This window comes from Zobellia barbeyronii (assembly GCF_018603515.1).
GTDB classification, from domain to species: Bacteria; Bacteroidota; Bacteroidia; order Flavobacteriales; family Flavobacteriaceae; genus Zobellia; species Zobellia barbeyronii.
The window spans coordinates 1,004,843-1,024,117 of the sequence record NZ_JACATN010000001.1; the positions used below are offsets into that span (position 1 = coordinate 1,004,843).

At 36.6% G+C, this 19,275-nt stretch carries 21 protein-coding genes; 10 read left to right on the plus strand and 11 right to left on the minus strand.

What is annotated here, in order from left to right; translation table 11 throughout:
- The first annotated feature begins 74 nt into the window (after positions 1–74).
- The 9 genes from sufD (at position 75) to HW347_RS04095 (ending at position 7,276) form a co-directional block, all read left to right on the plus strand.
- Positions 75–1,391 (plus strand): Fe-S cluster assembly protein SufD, encoded by a 1,317-nt coding sequence (gene sufD / locus HW347_RS04055; protein ID WP_214610642.1) that lies wholly within the window; start codon positions 75–77, stop codon positions 1,389–1,391.
- Positions 1,392–1,533: 142 nt separating this feature from the next.
- Entirely contained in the window at positions 1,534–2,127 is a 594-nt protein-coding gene (locus HW347_RS04060) for an outer membrane protein (protein ID WP_214610643.1), read from the plus strand.
- An 89-nt stretch (positions 2,128–2,216) separates the two neighbouring features.
- On the plus strand, positions 2,217–2,840 hold the full coding sequence (locus tag HW347_RS04065; RefSeq protein ID WP_214610644.1) for an outer membrane beta-barrel protein: 624 nt from the start codon (positions 2,217–2,219) through the stop codon (positions 2,838–2,840).
- Positions 2,841–2,930: 90 nt separating this feature from the next.
- Positions 2,931–3,521 carry an outer membrane protein gene (locus HW347_RS04070; protein ID WP_214610645.1) on the plus strand — a complete coding sequence of 197 codons (591 nt, stop codon included), beginning with the start codon at positions 2,931–2,933 and terminating at the stop codon, positions 3,519–3,521.
- Between the two features lie 144 nt (positions 3,522–3,665).
- Entirely contained in the window at positions 3,666–4,880 is a 1,215-nt protein-coding gene (locus HW347_RS04075; protein WP_225901804.1) for an aminotransferase class V-fold PLP-dependent enzyme, read from the plus strand.
- Positions 4,881–4,954: 74 nt separating this feature from the next.
- On the plus strand, positions 4,955–5,377 hold the full coding sequence (locus HW347_RS04080; protein ID WP_214610646.1) for a SufE family protein: 423 nt from the start codon (positions 4,955–4,957) through the stop codon (positions 5,375–5,377).
- A gap of 55 nt (positions 5,378–5,432) precedes the next feature.
- Complete coding sequence (locus tag HW347_RS04085; RefSeq protein WP_155595205.1) at positions 5,433–5,762, plus strand: DUF59 domain-containing protein; 330 nt, start codon at positions 5,433–5,435, stop codon at positions 5,760–5,762.
- A gap of 8 nt (positions 5,763–5,770) precedes the next feature.
- Positions 5,771–6,277: a DUF2480 family protein gene (locus HW347_RS04090; RefSeq protein WP_214610647.1), complete on the plus strand. Its 507-nt coding sequence runs from the start codon at positions 5,771–5,773 to the stop codon at positions 6,275–6,277.
- Positions 6,278–6,343: 66 nt separating this feature from the next.
- Positions 6,344–7,276: a DUF3078 domain-containing protein gene (locus tag HW347_RS04095; RefSeq protein WP_214610648.1), complete on the plus strand. Its 933-nt coding sequence runs from the start codon at positions 6,344–6,346 to the stop codon at positions 7,274–7,276.
- A gap of 897 nt (positions 7,277–8,173) precedes the next feature.
- Here the strand turns inward: HW347_RS04095 and hflX are convergent.
- Positions 8,174–9,385 carry a GTPase HflX gene (gene hflX, locus HW347_RS04100; RefSeq protein ID WP_214610649.1) on the minus strand — a complete coding sequence of 404 codons (1,212 nt, stop codon included), beginning with the start codon at positions 9,383–9,385 and terminating at the stop codon, positions 8,174–8,176.
- Between the two features lie 76 nt (positions 9,386–9,461).
- Here hflX and HW347_RS04105 point away from each other — a divergent pair, with 76 nt between their 5' ends.
- On the plus strand, positions 9,462–10,436 hold the full coding sequence (locus HW347_RS04105) for an endonuclease/exonuclease/phosphatase family protein (protein ID WP_214610650.1): 975 nt from the start codon (positions 9,462–9,464) through the stop codon (positions 10,434–10,436).
- A gap of 6 nt (positions 10,437–10,442) precedes the next feature.
- Here HW347_RS04105 and HW347_RS04110 read toward each other — a convergent pair whose 3' ends face one another.
- The 10 genes from HW347_RS04110 to hemE form a co-directional block, all read right to left on the minus strand.
- The gene (locus HW347_RS04110) at positions 10,443–11,156 is read right to left on the minus strand and encodes a 3'-5' exonuclease (protein WP_214610740.1); all 714 of its coding nucleotides are present in this window, start codon (positions 11,154–11,156) and stop codon (positions 10,443–10,445) included.
- Positions 11,157–11,593: 437 nt separating this feature from the next.
- Positions 11,594–12,067: a methylated-DNA--[protein]-cysteine S-methyltransferase gene (locus HW347_RS04115; RefSeq protein WP_214610651.1), complete on the minus strand. Its 474-nt coding sequence runs from the start codon at positions 12,065–12,067 to the stop codon at positions 11,594–11,596.
- Between the two features lie 49 nt (positions 12,068–12,116).
- The gene (locus HW347_RS04120) at positions 12,117–13,223 is read right to left on the minus strand and encodes a CNNM domain-containing protein (protein ID WP_214610652.1); all 1,107 of its coding nucleotides are present in this window, start codon (positions 13,221–13,223) and stop codon (positions 12,117–12,119) included.
- A 51-nt stretch (positions 13,224–13,274) separates the two neighbouring features.
- Positions 13,275–14,606 carry a serine hydrolase domain-containing protein gene (locus HW347_RS04125; RefSeq protein WP_214610653.1) on the minus strand — a complete coding sequence of 444 codons (1,332 nt, stop codon included), beginning with the start codon at positions 14,604–14,606 and terminating at the stop codon, positions 13,275–13,277.
- A 21-nt stretch (positions 14,607–14,627) separates the two neighbouring features.
- Positions 14,628–15,617 carry a porphobilinogen synthase gene (gene hemB / locus HW347_RS04130; protein WP_214610654.1) on the minus strand — a complete coding sequence of 330 codons (990 nt, stop codon included), beginning with the start codon at positions 15,615–15,617 and terminating at the stop codon, positions 14,628–14,630.
- 195 nt (positions 15,618–15,812) lie between these two features.
- Positions 15,813–16,463, minus strand: a complete 651-nt coding sequence (locus HW347_RS04135; protein WP_214610655.1) for a hypothetical protein — start codon at positions 16,461–16,463, stop codon at positions 15,813–15,815.
- Positions 16,456–16,626: a hypothetical protein gene (locus HW347_RS04140; protein ID WP_162857225.1), complete on the minus strand. Its 171-nt coding sequence runs from the start codon at positions 16,624–16,626 to the stop codon at positions 16,456–16,458. Before HW347_RS04140 ends, HW347_RS04135 begins: the two co-directional genes overlap by 8 nt.
- A gap of 9 nt (positions 16,627–16,635) precedes the next feature.
- Positions 16,636–17,547, minus strand: a complete 912-nt coding sequence (hemF, locus tag HW347_RS04145) for an oxygen-dependent coproporphyrinogen oxidase (protein WP_214610656.1) — start codon at positions 17,545–17,547, stop codon at positions 16,636–16,638.
- A gap of 118 nt (positions 17,548–17,665) precedes the next feature.
- On the minus strand, positions 17,666–18,217 hold the full coding sequence (locus HW347_RS04150) for a GNAT family N-acetyltransferase (RefSeq protein ID WP_214610657.1): 552 nt from the start codon (positions 18,215–18,217) through the stop codon (positions 17,666–17,668).
- Between the two features lie 12 nt (positions 18,218–18,229).
- A complete protein-coding gene (hemE, locus tag HW347_RS04155) occupies positions 18,230–19,264 on the minus strand; it encodes a uroporphyrinogen decarboxylase (RefSeq protein ID WP_214610658.1) in 1,035 nt (344 codons plus the stop codon).
- Positions 19,265–19,275 lie beyond the last annotated feature (11 nt).

A 19,275-nucleotide genomic window follows, 5' to 3' on the forward strand; every position in this document is an offset into this window, starting at 1 on the left:
AAATAGTACAGAGTACGTAGTTGTTAGTAAAGAGTACTTAATACTTTGTACTAACTACTTAATACTAAAAATATATGGATTTAAAAGATAAATTGATTTCCTCTTTTATGGCGTTTGAGAACAACGTGGATGTTGAACATCCGGTACACGACGTTCGTATGGCAGCTATAAAAAACTTTGAGGAAAAAGGATTTCCTTCTAAAAAGGAAGAAGCTTGGAAATATACTTCGTTAAATAGTTTACAAAAAATAGATTTCAGCATTTTTCCTAGGGAAGAAAATACCCTTGAGTATAAAGATGTCAAAAAATATTTTTTACACGAGATAGACTCATATAAAATTGTTTTTGTAGACGGTATTTATAGCTCGTATCTTTCGGAAACCACTCATGATGGTGTTGATATATGTTTGATGAGCGCAGCGCTTACAAAACCAATGTATAAGCCTGTTATAGATGTCTACTTCAACAAAGTGGCGTCAAAAGATGAGTCACTTACCACATTGAATACGGCATTCAGTAGAGAAGGAGCGTATATTTACATTCCTAAAAACAAAATGCCTAAAAAGCCTATCGAAATTATACATTTCGCTACGGGTAATGAGGCATCAATCTTGTTGCAGCCAAGAAGTTTGGTAGTTGTAGAAGAAAATGCTGAGGTTCAAATTATTGAGCGTCACCAGAGTTTAACATCAAACGACACACTTACTAATGCAGTAACCGAAATATTCGCTGCAAAAAGTGCTATTGTTGATTTTTATAAAATTCAGAACGATGCGGCTACAGCTTCATTAATTGATAACACCTACGTTGACCAAAAAGATAAAAGTGTTGTTAACGTTCATACCTTCTCTTTTGGGGGTAAATTGACACGTAACAATCTTAACTTTTATCAAAACGGTGAGTATATAGACTCTACTATGAATGGTGTTACTATTCTAGGGGAAAAACAGCATGTGGATCATTACACATTGGTGCATCATATGCAGCCAAATTGTGAAAGTCATCAAGATTATAAAGGAATTTATGGCGATAGCTCTATAGGTGTTTTTAATGGCAAAATTATCGTAGATAAAATTGCTCAAAAGACAAATGCTTTCCAAAAGAATAATAATATTCTAATTAGTGATAAAGCAAGCATCAATTCAAAACCTCAGTTAGAGATTTTTGCAGATGATGTAAAATGTTCTCACGGTTGTACTATTGGTCAGTTAGATGAAGATGCTTTATTTTACCTACAATCTCGTGGGATTCCTAAAAAAGAAGCTCGTGCTTTGTTAATGTACGCTTTTGCTAATAACGTTTTAGAAAGTGTACGTATACCTGAATTAAAAACACGTATTAACAAATTGATTGCTAAGAAATTAGGGGTTAATCTTGGGTTTGATTTATAAGCGATTGTAAGCTCTTTTTTAACAAGACATTATCTTAAAATATAGAATTTATTTAACGGCACTTTAATAGTGCCGTTATTTTTTTGCCCGAATTTTCCTATAGATTTGCGAACTAATTATAAACCATTAATTAGTTGTTCGTATGAAAAAAAATTACTTTTTAACAGTTTTAGCCTTCTTCTTAAGTGCCGGCTTATTTTCTCAAGATTACAAATGGAGTGTAGAGGCAAATTATCCTATTTCCGTTGGTGATGAAATTGGAAATGATGCCCCTGGTCTTCTAGATTTTGGAATAAAATATCGATTTTTAGACTTAAAAATTGTAAAAATAGGAGCAGGTATAAATGCCGGTGTTTTCAAAAAGAATATAAGTGATGACTTTAAGCCGGTGTTCACGGATTTTGACGAAACCAATTGGTTAATTCAACCAAAAGTATTTGCTGAGTTTACTATACCAGGAATACAAAAACTTCATCCTAGCGTAGGATTGGGCTACACGTTTATTGAATCTAAATTTGAGGGGGAAAGTTTTAATTTAGGGTCTTTTGATAATACCGAATCCTCGGGAGGTATAAATTTAAATGTAGGACTTTCATATGATATAACTAAACGCTTCTTTTTGCAAGCGCAATATGATTATATAAGGGAAAAAGATACTTATAATTATGAAGGGCAGGACCTTAAAGTAAAACGAAATTTGGGCTATTTAAAATTCGGAGTTGGTTTTCGATTCTAAATAAAATTAACCCTTAAGATTTCATATTTCTCGCATACAAGTAGCAAGTGTGTTTTGTAACTAATTATAACCCATTAATAAATATTCAAATGAAAAAAATCTACTTTTTATCAGTTTCTCTCTTCTTCTTCTTCTTAAGTGTAGGCCTGTTTGCCCAAGACCAGAAATGGAGTGTGGAAGCGAATTACCCGATTTCCATCGGTGTCGGGTTAGGAAATGATGCTTCTGGTGTCATTGACTTTGGAGTAAAATATCGGTTTTTAGATTTTAATATTGTAAAAATCGGCGCAGGTATTAATGCGGGAGTTTATACGGAAGACACTAAGGACTATCGTGACCCTTCATCGTATGATTTTACTGGTACTCACTGGTTAATTCAACCTAAGGTATTTGCAGAATTTGCTATACCGGGAGTAAAAAGGCTGCATCCTTCTATAGGGTTAGGGTATACGTTTGTTCAATCTAAATATGATGGCTTATTTGATTACGGCCCACAAGAACCTCCATTTCCTGGTGCTCATAAAATTACAGAATCAGAAGGGGGAATAAGTTTGAATTTGGGACTTTCCTATGATATAACTAAACGATTCTTTGTACAGACTCAATTGGACGTTACCAGGAATGTTGCTGATAAAATAAAGGTAGAAGGAGAAACTTTAAAAAACATTGAGCACATCAGTCTCTTAAAAGTAGGAGTTGGATTCAGGTTCTAGAAAAAGATAGAATATTAAGATTCCATATTTATCGCTTATAAGGAGCAAGTGTGTTTTGTAACTAATTATAACCCATTAATAAATGTTCGTATGAAAAAAATCTACTTTTTATCAGTTTCTCTCTTCTTCTTCTTAACTGTAGGTCTGTTTGCCCAAGACCAGAAATGGAGTGTGGAAGCAAACTACCCCTTAACCGTTGGTGATGAGCTGGGAAATGATGCTCCTGGTATTTTAGACGTTGGAGTAAAGTATCGGTTTTTAGATTTTAATATTGTTAAAATAGGAGCGGGGATTAATGCAGGAATTTTTAAAGAAGAAACTCAAAACTACTCCGAGCCCGTAGTCGACATCAAAGAAACCCATTGGTTAATTCAGCCTAAAGTATTTGCAGAGTTTACTATTCCAGGAATACAAAAACTACACCCTAGCGTGGGATTAGGTTATACATTTCTTCAATCTAAGTATAAGGGAATTTTCCCTGGTGCTCCAGATAAAACATCTACCAATTTAGGAGGTGTAAGTTTAAATCTAGGGCTTTCTTACGACATCACTAAACGTTTCTTTATTCAAGCTCAGTATGACTATACAAGGATTACTGATAATAGAGAGTTTGAAGGACAGAAATATAAGTTTAAGCAAAATTTGGGCTATTTAAAATTCGGAGTTGGTTTTAGGTTCTAATGTGAGTTGTCAATCTGTAAAACAAAATCCAAGAAAATCTCTTGGATTTTGTTTTTTTAATAAGAATACGGTCTACTTAGAAAGCTTCTTGTTTTTACTATAATTTAGGGCATAGTCGGTATCTTTGCAGTCAATAATATTACTATGATAGACGTTACTGAAATTCGTAAAGATTTTCCAATTCTCAAAAGAGAAGTTAATGGAAAGCCCTTGGTATACTTAGACAATGCTGCTACATCGCAAACCCCACAACAGGTTATTGATGTTATAGTAGACTACTATCAAAACTATAATGCCAATATACATCGTGGTGTGCATGCGCTTTCCCAAGAAGCAACTGATAAATATGAGGTAGCACGGCAAAAGATTCAGAAGCACTTTAATGCGAAAAATTCGTATGAAATCATATTTACTTCTGGAACAACCCACAGTATAAACATCGTTGCTAACGGATTTACAACGTTGCTTGAAAAAGGTGATGAGATTTTGGTTTCCGCTATGGAACACCATTCCAATATTGTGCCTTGGCAAATGTTGGCCGAGAGAACAGGTGCTGTTTTAAAGGTTATTCCAATGAACCTTGCCGGTGAGTTGTTAATGGATGTTTATGATGAGTTGCTTTCCAATAAAACAAAACTGGTATTCTGTAATCATATCTCAAATGCATTGGGGACCATTAACCCTATCAAAGAAATAATAGATAAAGCACATGCTGTAGGCGCTGCTGTTTTAATTGATGGTGCACAAGCTGCGCCTCATATCAAAGCAGATGTGCAGAAACTAGATGTAGATTTTTATACCGTGTCTGCTCATAAAATGTGTGGACCTACCGGAGAAGGTATGTTATACGGAAAAGAAGAGTGGCTTAATAAATTACCTCCTTATCAAGGTGGTGGTGAAATGATTGCTGAGGTTACTTTCGAAAAAACGACTTATGCCGATCTTCCTCATAAATTTGAAGCAGGTACGCCAAATATTTGCGGGGGTATTGCCTTTGGGGCTGCTCTAGACTATATGAACGCAATAGGTTTTGAAGCAATTGCAGCATACGAGCACGAATTGCTTGAGTATGCTACGCAAGAACTTCTAAAAATAGAAGGACTTAAAATTTATGGTACTGCAAAAAACAAAACTTCAGTTATTTCTTTCAATATAGAGGGGCTTCACCCTTATGATATAGGTTCTATCTTAGACAAGCTTGGTGTTGCCGTACGAACCGGTCACCATTGCGCACAACCAATTATGGATTTCTACAAAATTCCAGGTACGGTAAGAGCTAGTTTTAGCTTTTATAACACTATGGATGAGGTAGATGTGCTGGTTAAGGCCGTTCTTAGAGCTAAGGGTATGCTAGAATAGCCATAAGCGTTATGATTCTCTTAAAGAATTGAAATCCATAGATACTTATTGTATTTTTACCCAAAACAGCGACAATGCAGATAAAGGAAATACAGGACGAAATAGTAGATGAATTTTCAATGTTCGATGATTGGATGCAGCGTTATGAATATATGATTGATTTGGGCAAGAGTCTCCCGCTCATCAATGAGAAATATAAGACTGCAGATAATATTATCAAAGGTTGCCAAAGTAAAGTATGGGTTCATGCTGAGCTAGAAGAAGATAAGTTAGTTTTTACAGCCGATAGCGATGCAATTATAACGAAAGGTATAATTGCTATTTTAATACGCGCTTTTAGCAACCAGAAACCACAAGATATTATTGATGCAGACACCGATTTTATTGATGAAATTGGCTTGAAAGAGCATCTTTCTCCTACGCGTGCAAATGGTTTGGTAAGCATGATCAAGCAATTGAAATTATATGCGGTAGCATACCAAACACAATTAAATTAGGACATTGCCTGTAATTGAGGTGGTCCTAAATTATTAAAGAATTAATTCCAAGAACATGAGCGAAGAAACAGTAGTAGATACCCAAGAATTGGGAGAAAAAATAGTAATAGTACTTAAGACAATTTACGATCCAGAAATCCCTGTTGACATCTATGAATTGGGGTTGATTTACGACGTATTTGTAAACGAAGATAATGAGGTCAAAATTTTAATGACACTTACATCTCCAAATTGTCCTGTGGCGGAATCTCTTCCTGCCGAAGTAGAAGAAAAGGTGAAGTCTTTAGATTTAGTGAAAGATGCCGAGGTTGAAATTACTTTTGACCCACCATGGACGCAAGATTTGATGAGCGAAGAAGCCAAACTAGAATTAGGGTTGCTATAAAACCAAATATGTCAGACGAAATCGTTAATAAGGTAGCTGAGAGCAAACTCATTACATTTAACTTAGAAGATTACTATCTTCCAGGAAAGCGTGTGCTTTTTGATATTTCAGAATGGCTGGTAGAGGGTTTTTTACTAAAAGAGAAGGATTTTAGAGCTAAAGCTACAGAACATGATTGGTCTCAATATGAAGATGCTTATGTAGCCTTGCATTGTTCCACTGGGGCTATAGTGCCAGGTTGGGCTTATATGTTATTGGCTACTAAACTTCAACCTTTCGCAAAGAAGTGTGTTCAGGGCTCTTTGGAGCAATTAGAGACGCTGTTATACACAGAAACCCTAAAAGATTTAGATGTTTCTGAATTAAAAGACAAAATGGTTATTGTTAAAGGATGTAGCAATAAACCGGTACCTCCCAATGCTTACGTATTGATAATAGGAAAGTTACAACCTGTTGTAAAATCTCTCATGTATGGTGAGGCATGTTCTTCTGTACCTCTCTATAAAAGAAAGTAGACTTTTATTCTCAAAATAAGTGACAATTAGTACTTTTGTGGTTCTAATTAATAAACACACATAACCATGAGAAAATTACTGCTTACATCTTTGGCTATACTTACCTTCTCGGTGAGTTTTGGACAGACAATAGATGATTTAAAAACTGAACAAGCAACAAAGAAAGATTCTATTGCTGCAATTCAAGGAAGAGTTGATGCGCTACAAGGTCAAATTGATGCTTTTCCAGGTTGGAAAATAAATGCTTTTGGTACTATTGGTGCTAATCTTTCAAAATTCAACAATTGGTATTCACAAGGAACGCCAGATAACTCTGCAGGAAATATTGGGGTTACAATCAACGCTATTGCTAATTTAGATAGAGAGAAGTTCTTCTGGAGAAACTCTGCTAATGTTAATTTGCAATGGGTTAAACTAGATGACAAAAATAACCCATCAGACGAAGAAGGATTTGGTAATACTACAGATGTTTTCACAATCAACTCTCTTTATGGTTATAAGTTGAACAAAAATTTTGCGATTTCAGCCTTGGGAGAATATAGATCATCTATTGCTAATAACTTTAATGATCCAGGTTATTTGGATTTAGGTATTGGTGCTACTTGGACTCCTATTCCTGATATGGTAGTTGTTATTCACCCACTAAACTACAACTTTGTATTTGCAGATAATGATGCTGCTTACGAATCATCTTTAGGTGCTAAAATTGTAGTAGATTATACAAAGCAATTAGGTGCTGTTAATTTTAAGACCAACTTCTCTACTTTTCAGAGTTACAAAAGCGGTGACTTGTCTAACTGGACGTGGACCAACTCTTTTGGGTACACACTTTGGAAAGGAATTGGTGTAGGTTTTGAATTTGGATTGAGAAACAACAACCAAGAAACTTTAGCTAATGCATTAGCTGCAGTTCCTGCAATTACTCCAATTCCAACTTTTGATAACACGGATAATAGCTTACAAAGTTTTTACCTTTTTGGTCTGAACTACGCTTTCTAAGAAAGAAATTAAACTTTATATAATGAAAACGCCCCGATATTAATCGGGGCGTTTTTTAGTTAAGTAGGATACGTTAAGCTTGGTTATACAGTCAAATAATAAATCAAACCTTTGATTAAGTAATTTTCTGGGACTAACACAAAATTTCAAATACAAGACGAATGTAGATGGCAACTATATAATTGCTAAACTTTTGTTGTGAACCTGTCTCAATTTGTGGTGTAACTCGTTAAAACGAACATATATCCGATGAACTACACTCTAAAAAGTAATCTATGAAGGAAGTGAGATTTTAAAAAAAACAAAAAAGCCCGTGTGAACGGGCTTTTTTGTTAAGTAGGTTTACTAGTAAAATTTTGATTGCAATTTGGGGTCGCAATTTTAAGCTTTTCGTAGGTCAAGTTCGGATTTGGGATTCGTACTTGTTTCGGTTAAGTTCAAGATTCGATTTGGGGTCATTACTATCACTTAATTACACTGTAAACTTACGTTCGTTTACTCGTCCGTCTAAATAATTGTTGTGAATCTATCTAAGTCTGTTGTGAAAAATACAAGTGGTCCGGTATCTCCGATGAACGGTTTATCTAGTGCAGTAAGAAAGATGTTTGGGGAAATATGAAGCATAAAAAAACCCTCTGGTAAGAGGGTTTTTTTATCAAGTAGGTTTGGTCAATTTGGTAATATTTTTTTAGTCAAGTAACGGGTTTGGGTTCATTACTTGTTTCGGTTAAGTTCAAGATTCGATTTGGGGTCAAGACTATTACTTAATTACACTGTAAACTTACATTGGTTTACTCGTTCGTCTAAATTATTGTTGTGAATCTAGCCAAGTCTGTTGTGAAAAATACAAGTCGTCCGGTATCTCCGATGAACGGTAAGTCTACATCAATATATTGACTAATACTCGTCTAAATTTTCTGGATATAAAAAGTTGTTGTACGGAAAGCGGGTTACATGAATATCCCTAACTTCATCATAAACTCTTTTTCTAAATTCATCTAAGTTTTCTTTATTCAATGCAGATATGAAGAGTGCTTTATCTCCTACACGCTGCATCCAAGTCTGTTTCCAATCTGCAATGGTAAAATGTCTTCCGGTTCTTTCGGTTGTTAAATCGTCATCGTCTATTTCAGCATGTTCGTATTTGTCAATTTTATTGAATACCATTATAGTGTTCTTGTCAGCACTACCTATTTCACCTAAAATCTTATTTACTGATTCTATGTGCTCTTCAAACTGAGGATGCGAAATGTCAACTACGTGAAGTAACAAATCTGCTTCGCGGACTTCATCCAAAGTACTTTTAAAGCTTTCTACTAACTGAGTAGGAAGTTTGCGGATGAAACCAACAGTGTCACTCAATAGGAAAGGTAAATTCCCTATAACAACCTTACGCACCGTTGTGTCTAGTGTGGCAAACAGCTTATTCTCAGCAAACACCTCACTTTTACTAATAACATTCATTAAAGTAGACTTGCCTACGTTGGTATATCCTACCAAAGCTACGCGTACTAAGGCACCACGGTTGCCGCGTTGGGTTTCCATTTGCCTGTCTATTTTAAGTAATTTCTTTTTTAATAGAGAAATACGATCGCGTACAATACGTCTATCCGTTTCAATTTCGGTTTCACCTGGCCCACGCATACCAATACCACCACGTTGGCGCTCAAGGTGAGTCCATAAACCGGTTAGGCGAGGTAGTAAATACTCATATTGCGCCAATTCTACTTGCGTTCTAGCATAGCTAGTCTGGGCGCGTTGGGCAAAAATGTCCAAAATAAGGCTGGTACGGTCTACGATTTTACAGCGCAGAATCTTTTCTATATTACGCTGTTGAGCAGGTGTAAGTTCATCATCAAAGATTACTGAACCTATATCATTATCTCTTACGAATGCTTCCACTTCCTCCATCTTACCGGAACCGATAAGCGTTTTTGGATTGGTAACATCCATTCTTTGTACAAAGCGTTTTAGAACTTCTCCACCTGCGGTGAAAGTCAAAAACTCAAGCTCATCAAGATACTCGGTAACTTTGTTCTCGTTTTGTTCACGGTTTATAATACCGATTAATACGGCCTTTTCGTGTTCTATGGTCTTCTTTTCTAACATATCTAAACTAAATTGCAAATTTAAGCAATACTGACCGAGCTATTTTCGTAATTTTAAGATCGCAATCGAGAAATTTATGATTTTTTCATTTTTCAGAAAAAAAAAGGGAAGCCGTTTAAATACAATTAGCTTCTACAACCTAGAAAATCTATTCGATACTATAGACGACCCAAATACTCTTGACGATGATTTTACTCCAAAAGGACGTAAAAAGTGGTCCTTAAGAAGGTACAAAAAAAAGTTGTACAAACTGGGTAAGACTATAGCCGAAATCGGGAATTCCGAAACGCAAAATCCACCCGTACTTGTGGGTGTGGCAGAGATTGAAAACCAACAGGTTATGGAAGATCTTCTTGCTACGGAGCCTCTTGCCAATATCAAATATGATTATGTACACTACGATTCTCCTGATGAAAGAGGTATAGATTGTGGATTAATCTATCATAAAGAGCATTTTGAGGTTTTACATTCAGAGCCAATTGCACTACTACTTTATGAAGAGAATGGGAGAAGGGATACTACACGAGATATTCTATATGTAAAGGGTAAGCTCAATAAAGAAGAGATACATATTTTTGTAAATCATTGGCCATCGCGTAGAAGCGGCAATGCAACAACAGAGCATAAGCGTATGGTTGCGGCGGAGACTATAATTAAGTTTATGGGTCAGATTGAAGAGGAGGTACCTAATCCCAATTATATTATTATGGGCGATTTTAATGACGGGCCAAAATCTAAAAGTGTACGTTCTTTAATTGAAACCAAGACGTTGTACAATCCCATGGAAAAATTACTTACACCCAACCGTGGTAGTGCAAACTATAAAAGATCATGGATGCTTTTTGATCAGATTATGGTTTCCCATAGTTTTCTCAACTTTGAAAAGGGCACCCATAGTTTTGCCCACGCCAATATTTTTGATGAACATTTTTTGACTGAATTTGAAGGCAAACATAGGGGTTCTCCATTCAGAACATATGTTGGTAATAAGTATATTGGTGGATACAGTGATCATTTTCCAGTGTATATTCAATTGAAATATAATACTTGATTTCTTCTAGATACTTTTGATGTTTCTATCATCTAATAGCTCATCTCCGCGCAAGCGTAAAAATACTTGTGCCGTTGTAACTACATCAAGCTCACAATACGTTACAATTCTGTCCAGGTCATTTTCTTTATAATAGACCTCGCGTACCATACTGCCATCAATATCTTGTTTGGGGGAAGGAATGCCCAAAATATTTGCTAATAGTTTAAGCGAAGTAAAATTCTTGTAGTCACCAAATTTCCAGAGTTCCATCGTGTCCAAATGCATAATCTCCCAAGGCTTTTTACCAAAAAGATTGAGTTTATTTGGTAGTTGAATGCCGTGAATAATCATTCTACGTGCGATATAGGGAAAATCAAATTCTTTTGCATTATGTCCACAAAGTAAATGCTTAGGAGAACCAAAATGGCCATCTAATAAATTTTTGAACTCTTTTAAAAGTGTAGCTTCATCACCATGAAAGGAGGTAGTTCTAAAGGTTTTCGTTTCCCCATTAATTCGGAAGTAGCCTACAGAAATACAAACAATCTTACCAAATTCTGCCCAAATACCCGCGCGCTCATAAAACTCTTCAGGAGTAAATTCATCCTTACGCTGGTATCGTGTCTTCTGTTCCCACAGTTCTTTCTTTTCATCGTTTAATGTATCAAAGTCCGCTTCTTCAGGAACGGTTTCAATATCCAAAAAAAGAATATGCTCAAGGTTAATTTTGTATAACACAGTGTATTGTAGTTTAATAGCTACTGAAATATACGAACTTATCCTATAGATAGGTGTACTTGAAGCAATTACCTCGTTCACTTGCTCATAGTTTCGGTAACCCGAAGGAGACGGTTCTTCTTAATGATGAATTGTGGTTCTGTTTCTAAAAGAACTTAGTTAGAATATGAAAAAAAATTGTTCTTTTTGATACTCAAAATCTCCAAGTAGATATGATTTTAGAGGATACTGGTTTAATCTAAAGTGCCCACAACTAACGTAAAGTCTATTTTTTAAAGTTTAAACAAAACCGACCAACGCGTATGTTGCTTTCTTAGCAGTATGAAATGCGGGGTGATAGAATACGATTAAACGAATTACTTTCACCGATGAACCGCAGAAAAATTGGGGTTTCAATCAACTTTAATCAAACATACAAACTAAGTAGTCTTTAATCTTTAAAAGAGCGATTGCTGTTTTACAGGATTTTCATGGTCGAGCAGCCACTTCTTACGATGTAAACCACCTGCATAACCGGTTAAAGAACCGTCACTTCCAATAACACGGTGACAAGGAACTACAATCCATAACGGATTTTTTCCATTTGCTGCTGCAACGGCACGAATAGCTTTTACATCGCCCAAGGTTTTGGAAAGGTCCATGTAGGATACTGTTTTTCCATAAGGAATAAGTAGCAAGGCTTCCCAAACACGTTTTTGAAAATCAGTGCCTTTTGGATTTAGATTAAAATCAAAATTATTTCGGGTGCCAGCAAAGTATTGTTGCAATTGTTCTGCTGCAATTTTAAGATTTTGTGGAATTTTGGTAGTTATCGTTTCTTCAGCATCGGTTACCTTAATTTCAGATAAACCATTGCTATCTCCTATAAGTTTGGCTACGCCAAGAGGTGTATGAATAAATGCCGTTTCCATAGGTAATGCGTTTAATAGACTATTCGGAAACTAACCGTTTCTTCAAAATCTATTTATCAAGTATTCCGGAGCGCTTTGCGCGTGTTTCCCAATTTTTCCTAGCTAGGTCTTGTAAATCGGCAACATTGTCGCTCTCATCCATTATTTCGAGCCCTAGAAGAGTTTCTATAACATCTTCCATGGTCACTAACCCACTAACTGATCCATACTCATCTACAACAAGAGCAATGTGTATTCTTTTGGCAATGAATATATCAAAAAGACGCGGTATTGGCGTATTTCTTTCGGTAATCAGAATTTCCCGTTTTATTTGAGAAAGAGGAATGTTTCCATTGTTATTCACCATTTCCTCTAGAATATTATCTTTTAATACAAAACCGTCAATATGGTCCATCTTATCCCCATAAACTGGAATACGTGAAAACCGCATTTTAGGATTGGCTGCAAAAAACTCGGCAATAGTTATACCTTCTGAAGCAATTTTCATCACTGCTCGTGGCGTCATTACATCCTTTACCAAAACTTGGTCAAAACGCAATAAATTCTTTATAATAGTAGATTCGGATTTTTCAAAAACGCCTTCCTCACGGGCAATATCTGTCATAGCAGTAAAATCTTCACGACTTAAGACGCTACCATGGTGACCTTTACCACCTACCAATTTTGTAAAAAGTTGTAAAATCCAAAGTAGTCCAGTGTATTTTAGAGCAATGACCATTATTTTTAAGGCTTTTGCCGTAAAATTGGCCAATTGTCTCCAATAGGTAGCTCCAATTGTTTTAGGAATAATTTCTGAGGCCACTAAAATAAGAATGGTCATTATGGTGGATACTACGCCTACCATTAAATCTGCTGTGAAAGTGATTCCAAATATACTACTGGTGGTTGAGCCATACATTTCTGCATAGGCAACCTTAGCTTGTACCCCTACCAAAATAGCACCTACCGTATGGGCAATGGTGTTCAATGTTAAAATAGCGATGAGAGGTTTGTCTACATCGTTCTTCAGTTCCTCAAGGGCTAAAGCATAGGGTTTTCCTTCCTTCTTCTTTAGATTCACGAAAGTTGGACTAATACTTAGCAGAACCGCTTCTAAGATAGAACAGAGAAATGAAATGAAAATTGATATTAAAGCGTAAAAAATTAATAAGCCCATGTAGGAGTTTTAGTAAAACGAAGATACCAATTAAAGTGTAATCCTAAGGTCTTATTTGCTTGGTAATGTGGCTTTATAAAATATTTGTTGCACCGCAGGTCGAATATTCAGGTTATAGAGATTTCTGTTTTCCCTAGTAGGATTCACTCGGTTTGAAAGAAAAATATATACCATTTGGTTTTTAGGGTCTGCCCAAACGAAGGTGCCTGTAAAACCACTGTGTCCAAAGCTATTTGCCCCTACTTCTGGCGCAGGGTATGCCTTAGGTAAAGGTTGCTCTGCATTATCTAAACAGGGTTTATCAAATCCTATGCCCCTGCGGTTATCATTTTGGGGAAACTGTACCCGTGTAAATTCTTTTAGAGTAGCTTCAGAAATGTAGCGTTTACCGTCGTAAACACCGAATTGCATGTACATCTGCATCAATTTTGCTAAATCTGTTGCGGTAGCAAAGAGACCGGAATTACCGGATACACCACCTAAAAGTGCTGCATTTTCATCATGAACCCAACCTTGGGTCAAGGTGTGACGAAACAGCGTGTCCATTTCTGTAGGTACGATTGCATTAGAAAAACCTTTTGTTTTAGGCTTGAAACCCATTGTGGGTGCATTCAACGGTAAATAGAAATTTTTCTCTAGATAAAACTCATAAGAATCACCGGTGAGTTGTTCAATAAGTTCAGGAAAAATCAAAAATGCGAGACCTGAATATTTATATTTTTTTTCAGTTGATACTTCTGAGCGTTTAATCAGACGGTACATTTTTCGATTGAACTTGTTTTTGACAAATAACTGGTCGTATGCCTGATTTTGAAATCGTCTGTTTGGCGAGGTTCTGATAAAACGCTTTTTAAGTTTTTTGTTCTTTTTAAAAATCTCATTTAAAAAAACGATGTAGGGTTCAAGTCCGGCTTGATGCGTCAGAATTTCGCGAAGGGTAATATCTCGTTTGTCTTTTTTACTTTTCCAAGGTTTCCAGTAGGTACTGAAAGGAACATCTAAACTAAGTTTTCCTTCGTCAACAAGTTTCATTATTGCGGGAAGGGCCGCCGTAACTTTGGTTACTGAAGCTAAGTCATAAATATCTTCTAAAGCTACGGGTTGAATACTGTCGTAGGTGTGATATCCATAGGCTTTGTGAAATATTATTTTACCGCTTTTGGCAACTAAAACCTGTGCTCCAGGAAAAGCATTATTTTTTATACCGTTTGTTATTATGTCTTCAACATTAGTCTTGATATAAACCGAATCTAAGCCAACTTCAAACGGATTGCCATAAACTAATGCATCGCTAACTTCAATATTTAAGGGTAATGGAGTTCCTTCCTGAGCTTGTGCAAGCTGGACTATAAATACAAAGATTAACAGTTGAATTATTTTCACAAGCAAACTCTTTAAATTTGTTTACCCTAACAACCTAACCGCATCTTTGGCAAAATAACTAGCGATGATATTGGCGCCCGCGCGCTTCATTGCAGTTAGTTGTTCCATAACTACTGCATCATGGTCTAACCATCCTTTCTCGGCAGCAGCCTTAACCATGGCATATTCTCCACTTACTTGATATACGGCAACGGGAACATCAACTTCATTACGAATTTCACGTACGATGTCTAAATAACAAAGTCCGGGTTTTACCATAACAATATCAGCACCTTCATCAATGTCCATTTCGGTCTCCTTTAGAGCTTCGAAACGGTTGGCATAATCCATTTGATAGGTCTTTTTATCTTTCGGTACATTTTTGACGTCTACAGGAGCGGAATCCAAAGCATCTCTAAAAGGACCATAAAAAGCACTAGCATATTTAGCGCTATAGCTCATGATACCTGTGTTTATAAGGCCTTCATCTTCCAATGCTTCACGGATGGAAAGAATACGGCCATCCATCATATCGCTTGGTGCAACAAAATCTGCTCCGGCTAAAGCATGAGATACGCTCATTTCTGCCAAAAATTCCGAAGTTTCATCATTAAGTATTTGTCCGTTTTCCACAATACCATCATGGCCAAAAGATGAATAAGGGTCCATGGCAACATCTGTCATAACCAACATTCCGGGACAGGCATCTTTAACGGTTTTAATGGCGCGTTGCATTAATCCATCATCGTTTAAAGCTTCGGTACCCTTGTTGTCTTTTAAGTTCTCAGGAACTTTTACAAAAAGTAGTACGGCATGTAACCCCATATTCCAAAGCTCCTTAACCTCGGCTCCAAGATAGTCAAGGCTTAGCCTATAGTAATCAGGCATAGAGGCAATCTCTTCTTTAATACCCTTGCCTTCTGTTACGAAAAGGGGCACCAGAAAATCCTTAGGAGATATAATAGTTTCACGTACTAAATCTCTAATGGACTCATTTGTTCTTAATCTGCGGTTTCTTTTAAGTGGGTACATGTTTTGCCTATTTTTGAATAAACAAAGTTACTTATTATCCTCCTAAAAAACAGAAAACAGACCAACTCTTGACTCAACTAATGCACAACCTAAAATTTAGGTTTGAGTGGCGCAGTTATCAGCAGAATTTTCTTGATAATTTTGAGGATTACCGGCTTATTACAAATCTGGTAAAAGAAGTGTTTGAAAAAGCAATTACTTGGAGGTGATACGCTCGTTGTTTTCTTTGCAACGAATTAATTGATCTAATTGTTTGCGATAGCCATAGGCAGACCATAAGGTAGAGTCTTCCTTAATTTCTACAGGATTTTCATCGGCATCTATAAATCGTTTGGTAGCGCCTACTAGAGGATGGTCTAAACTTTTTATTTTTATAATAGAACTGTTTCCCGGTATGGTCAATCCTCCTTCATAATCATAGCAGAAGACCAAAACCTTGTCTCCCACATTAATATCCATATTACTAAAACAATCGGTGGAAAAATATTTCTGATTTGCGTAACTGTTGTTACCCATATCTTTTATTTTGTAAACCTCGTCAAGAGCTATAGTTCCTTTTTGAGAGATGTATAAAGGGGCAGCATCGTGGTTAGCTTTATCTAAGTTTACGACGGTACCTGAAAAGACAAGGGCATATTCTTTACCGCAATACCCAATAAAAGGACCAGATTCTTCCCACCAATACGTATAGCCTACGTTTAAAGTATCTTGGACAAAGGTAATATCTAGATCACTTTTTGCGCGTTTAGAATCACAAGAAGTGCTTAAAGCAAGAATTGCAAGGGCGAAAACCAACTTAAATATGAGGTGGTTTTTCAAATTCACGGCAAAAGAGGTGTTAATCATTATCACGGGGTAGGTCCGGGGTTTTTTGACTTTGTTTTATAATTTCTTTTAAGCGCAATTTGCGCATTTCTTGTTCCGACTTTAATTTATTTTTCTTTCGGTTTAAAAGCTTGGTATGTTTGGCTTTGTTGACCGTATTCTTTGCTTTTCCTTTTTTAGACATAATTGGACTTTAAAAGGCCTGAACCCAATTCTTAGGGTTTTCTAAAATTTCTACCAATCGGTATTCTTCAGTATCTTTTTCGGGGTGATGGTCGTAATGCCACTGCACATGGGGCGGTAGGCTCATTAGAATACTCTCAATTCTACCGTTTGTTTTCAAACCGAATAAAGTGCCTTTATCATGAACAAGATTAAACTCAACATAGCGTCCTCGTCGGACTTCCTGCCAATCTCGTTGTTCTTTTGTGTATTTTAAATCTTTTCTTTTTAAAACAATCGGTACATAACTCTCTAAAAAGCTGTTTCCTACCTCGGTTACAAAGTCATACCAGTTTTGCATGGTCATCTCTTCGGTAGCCTTGCAATAGTCAAAGAAGAGTCCGCCTATACCGCGAGCTTCATTTCTATGAGCGTTCCAGAAGTAATCATCGCATCTCTTCTTATAGGTAGAGTAGAATTCTGAATTGTGTGGGTCACAGGCTGCTTTGCAAACGGTATGAAAATGAGTAGCATCTTCATCAAATAAATAATAAGGAGTAAGGTCTTGACCACCGCCAAACCATTGGTCTACAATGTTTCCTTCTTTATCATACATTTCAAAATAACGCCAATTGGCATGAACTGTAGGTACCATTGGATTTTTAGGATGAAGAACCAAACTTAGGCCGCAGGCATAAAAATCTGCATCTTCAACACCAAAATAAGTCTGCATACTTTTTGGTAAAGCTCCGTGCACACCAGATATATTTACACCACCTTTTTCAAAAACAGCACCGTTTTCTATTACTCTGGTGCGGCCGCCGCCACCTTCAGGTCTTTTCCATAAATCTTCGTGAAATTTGGCTTTACCGTCTATCTCTTGGAGTTTAGAAGTGATAGTATCTTGAAGGTTTTCTATGTAACTAAAGAATTTGTCTTTCATTAAAAGAAATGGTTTTGTGCAAATAGTCTGTAAATTTACGATATACAAAGGAAGGTATGAAGAGATAGGGACTACAAAAACCTTTTTGCTAGATTTTATTTAGGGATATAACTATTTGTTAAGCGTAAAGCTCATATAACTCCATGTCTAAAGGAGCTTCATTTGGCGGAGTGTGTTCGTTAAGGAGGGTTTTTTGCCAGGTGTATCCAGATTTTTCAGCTATTCTTACACTTCCAATATTGGTTTTATGAACAATAATTTGAAGGGTTTGAAGTCCTAAATCAAGGATAGCAAATTTAGATAAAGTATCTATTGCCAATGAGGTGATGCCTTTGCCTTCATATTGATAGCCGATACAATAAGCCAGTTCTGCCTGTTTTTTGTTCCAATCTAGCTCTTTAATATAAGCTAGGCCAATAACGGTGCGACTTTCATAGTCCTTCAGGACAAAAAGAAACTCTTCTCTTTTCTGGTATTCACGGACTTTTTTCTCAACAAAAATTTGAGAAAGGGTAGGTGTTAGATTATCGGCTAAGGTTTTAGGGAAATAGCGCTGTAAACGTTCAGCATTTACAGTTACAAAATCGCAAATGCGCCAAGCGTATTTTTCCTGTATGGGTTCTATGGAAAAGTTTTCGAAACGGGCAATTGAGCTGTTTTCCTTTTCCATGACTTTCTTAGTTTAACTTACGGGCTTCCATTCTTTAACCGCGTCAATAAAAGCTTTGGCGTTTTCAACCGGAACGTTGGGTAGAATACCGTGGCCCAAGTTTACAATATAACTGTCTTTTCCAAATTCATTAATCATTTGGGTAACCATCTTTTTTATTTCCGATGGAGGGGATAATAATCTAGCTGGGTCAAAGTTACCTTGTAAAGTAATTTTTCCGCCGGTTAGGTAACGCGCATTTCTTGCTGAACATGTCCAATCTACACCAAGAGCAGCGGCACCTGATTTGGCCATGTCACCTAGAGCAAACCAACAACCTTTACCGAATACGATAACAGGAGTTTCCTCCTTAAGGGCATCAATAATTTGTTGAATATATTGCCAAGAAAATTCGTTGTAATCTGTTGGTGAAAGCATACCGCCCCAAGAATCAAAAACTTGTATAGCGTTCACGCCTGCTTTTACCTTTGCTTTTAAATAAGCAATAGTAGTATCTGTAATCTTCTGTAAAAGTTCGTGAGCAACAACGGGTTGGGTAAAGCAAAGTTCTTTAGCCTTATCAAAAGTCTTGCTGCCTTGCCCTTGTACACAGTAACATAAAATAGTCCATGGAGAACCGGCAAAACCAATAAGCGGAACTTCATCGTTCAGCTTTTCTTTGGTAGCTTTTATAGCTTCCATAACATAACCCAAAGCCACATCTACATCAGGAACAATTACACTGTCAAGGTCTTTCTGCGTGCGGATAGGATTCGGTAAATAAGGACCGAAATCAGGTTTCATCTGTACCTCAATATTCATCGCTTGAGGTATAACTAGTATATCACTAAAAAGGATTGCGGCATCCATACCGTATCTACGGATAGGTTGAACCGTAATCTCAGAAGCCAATTCCGGTGTCTGACAACGCGTAAAGAAATCATATTTCTTTTTGATTTCCATAAACTCAGGAAGGTATCTTCCGGCTTGGCGCATCATCCAAACGGGTGGACGATCAACAGTTTCGCCCTTTAGGGCTCTAAGAAAAAGGTCGTTCTTTAGTGACATAGGTATAATTT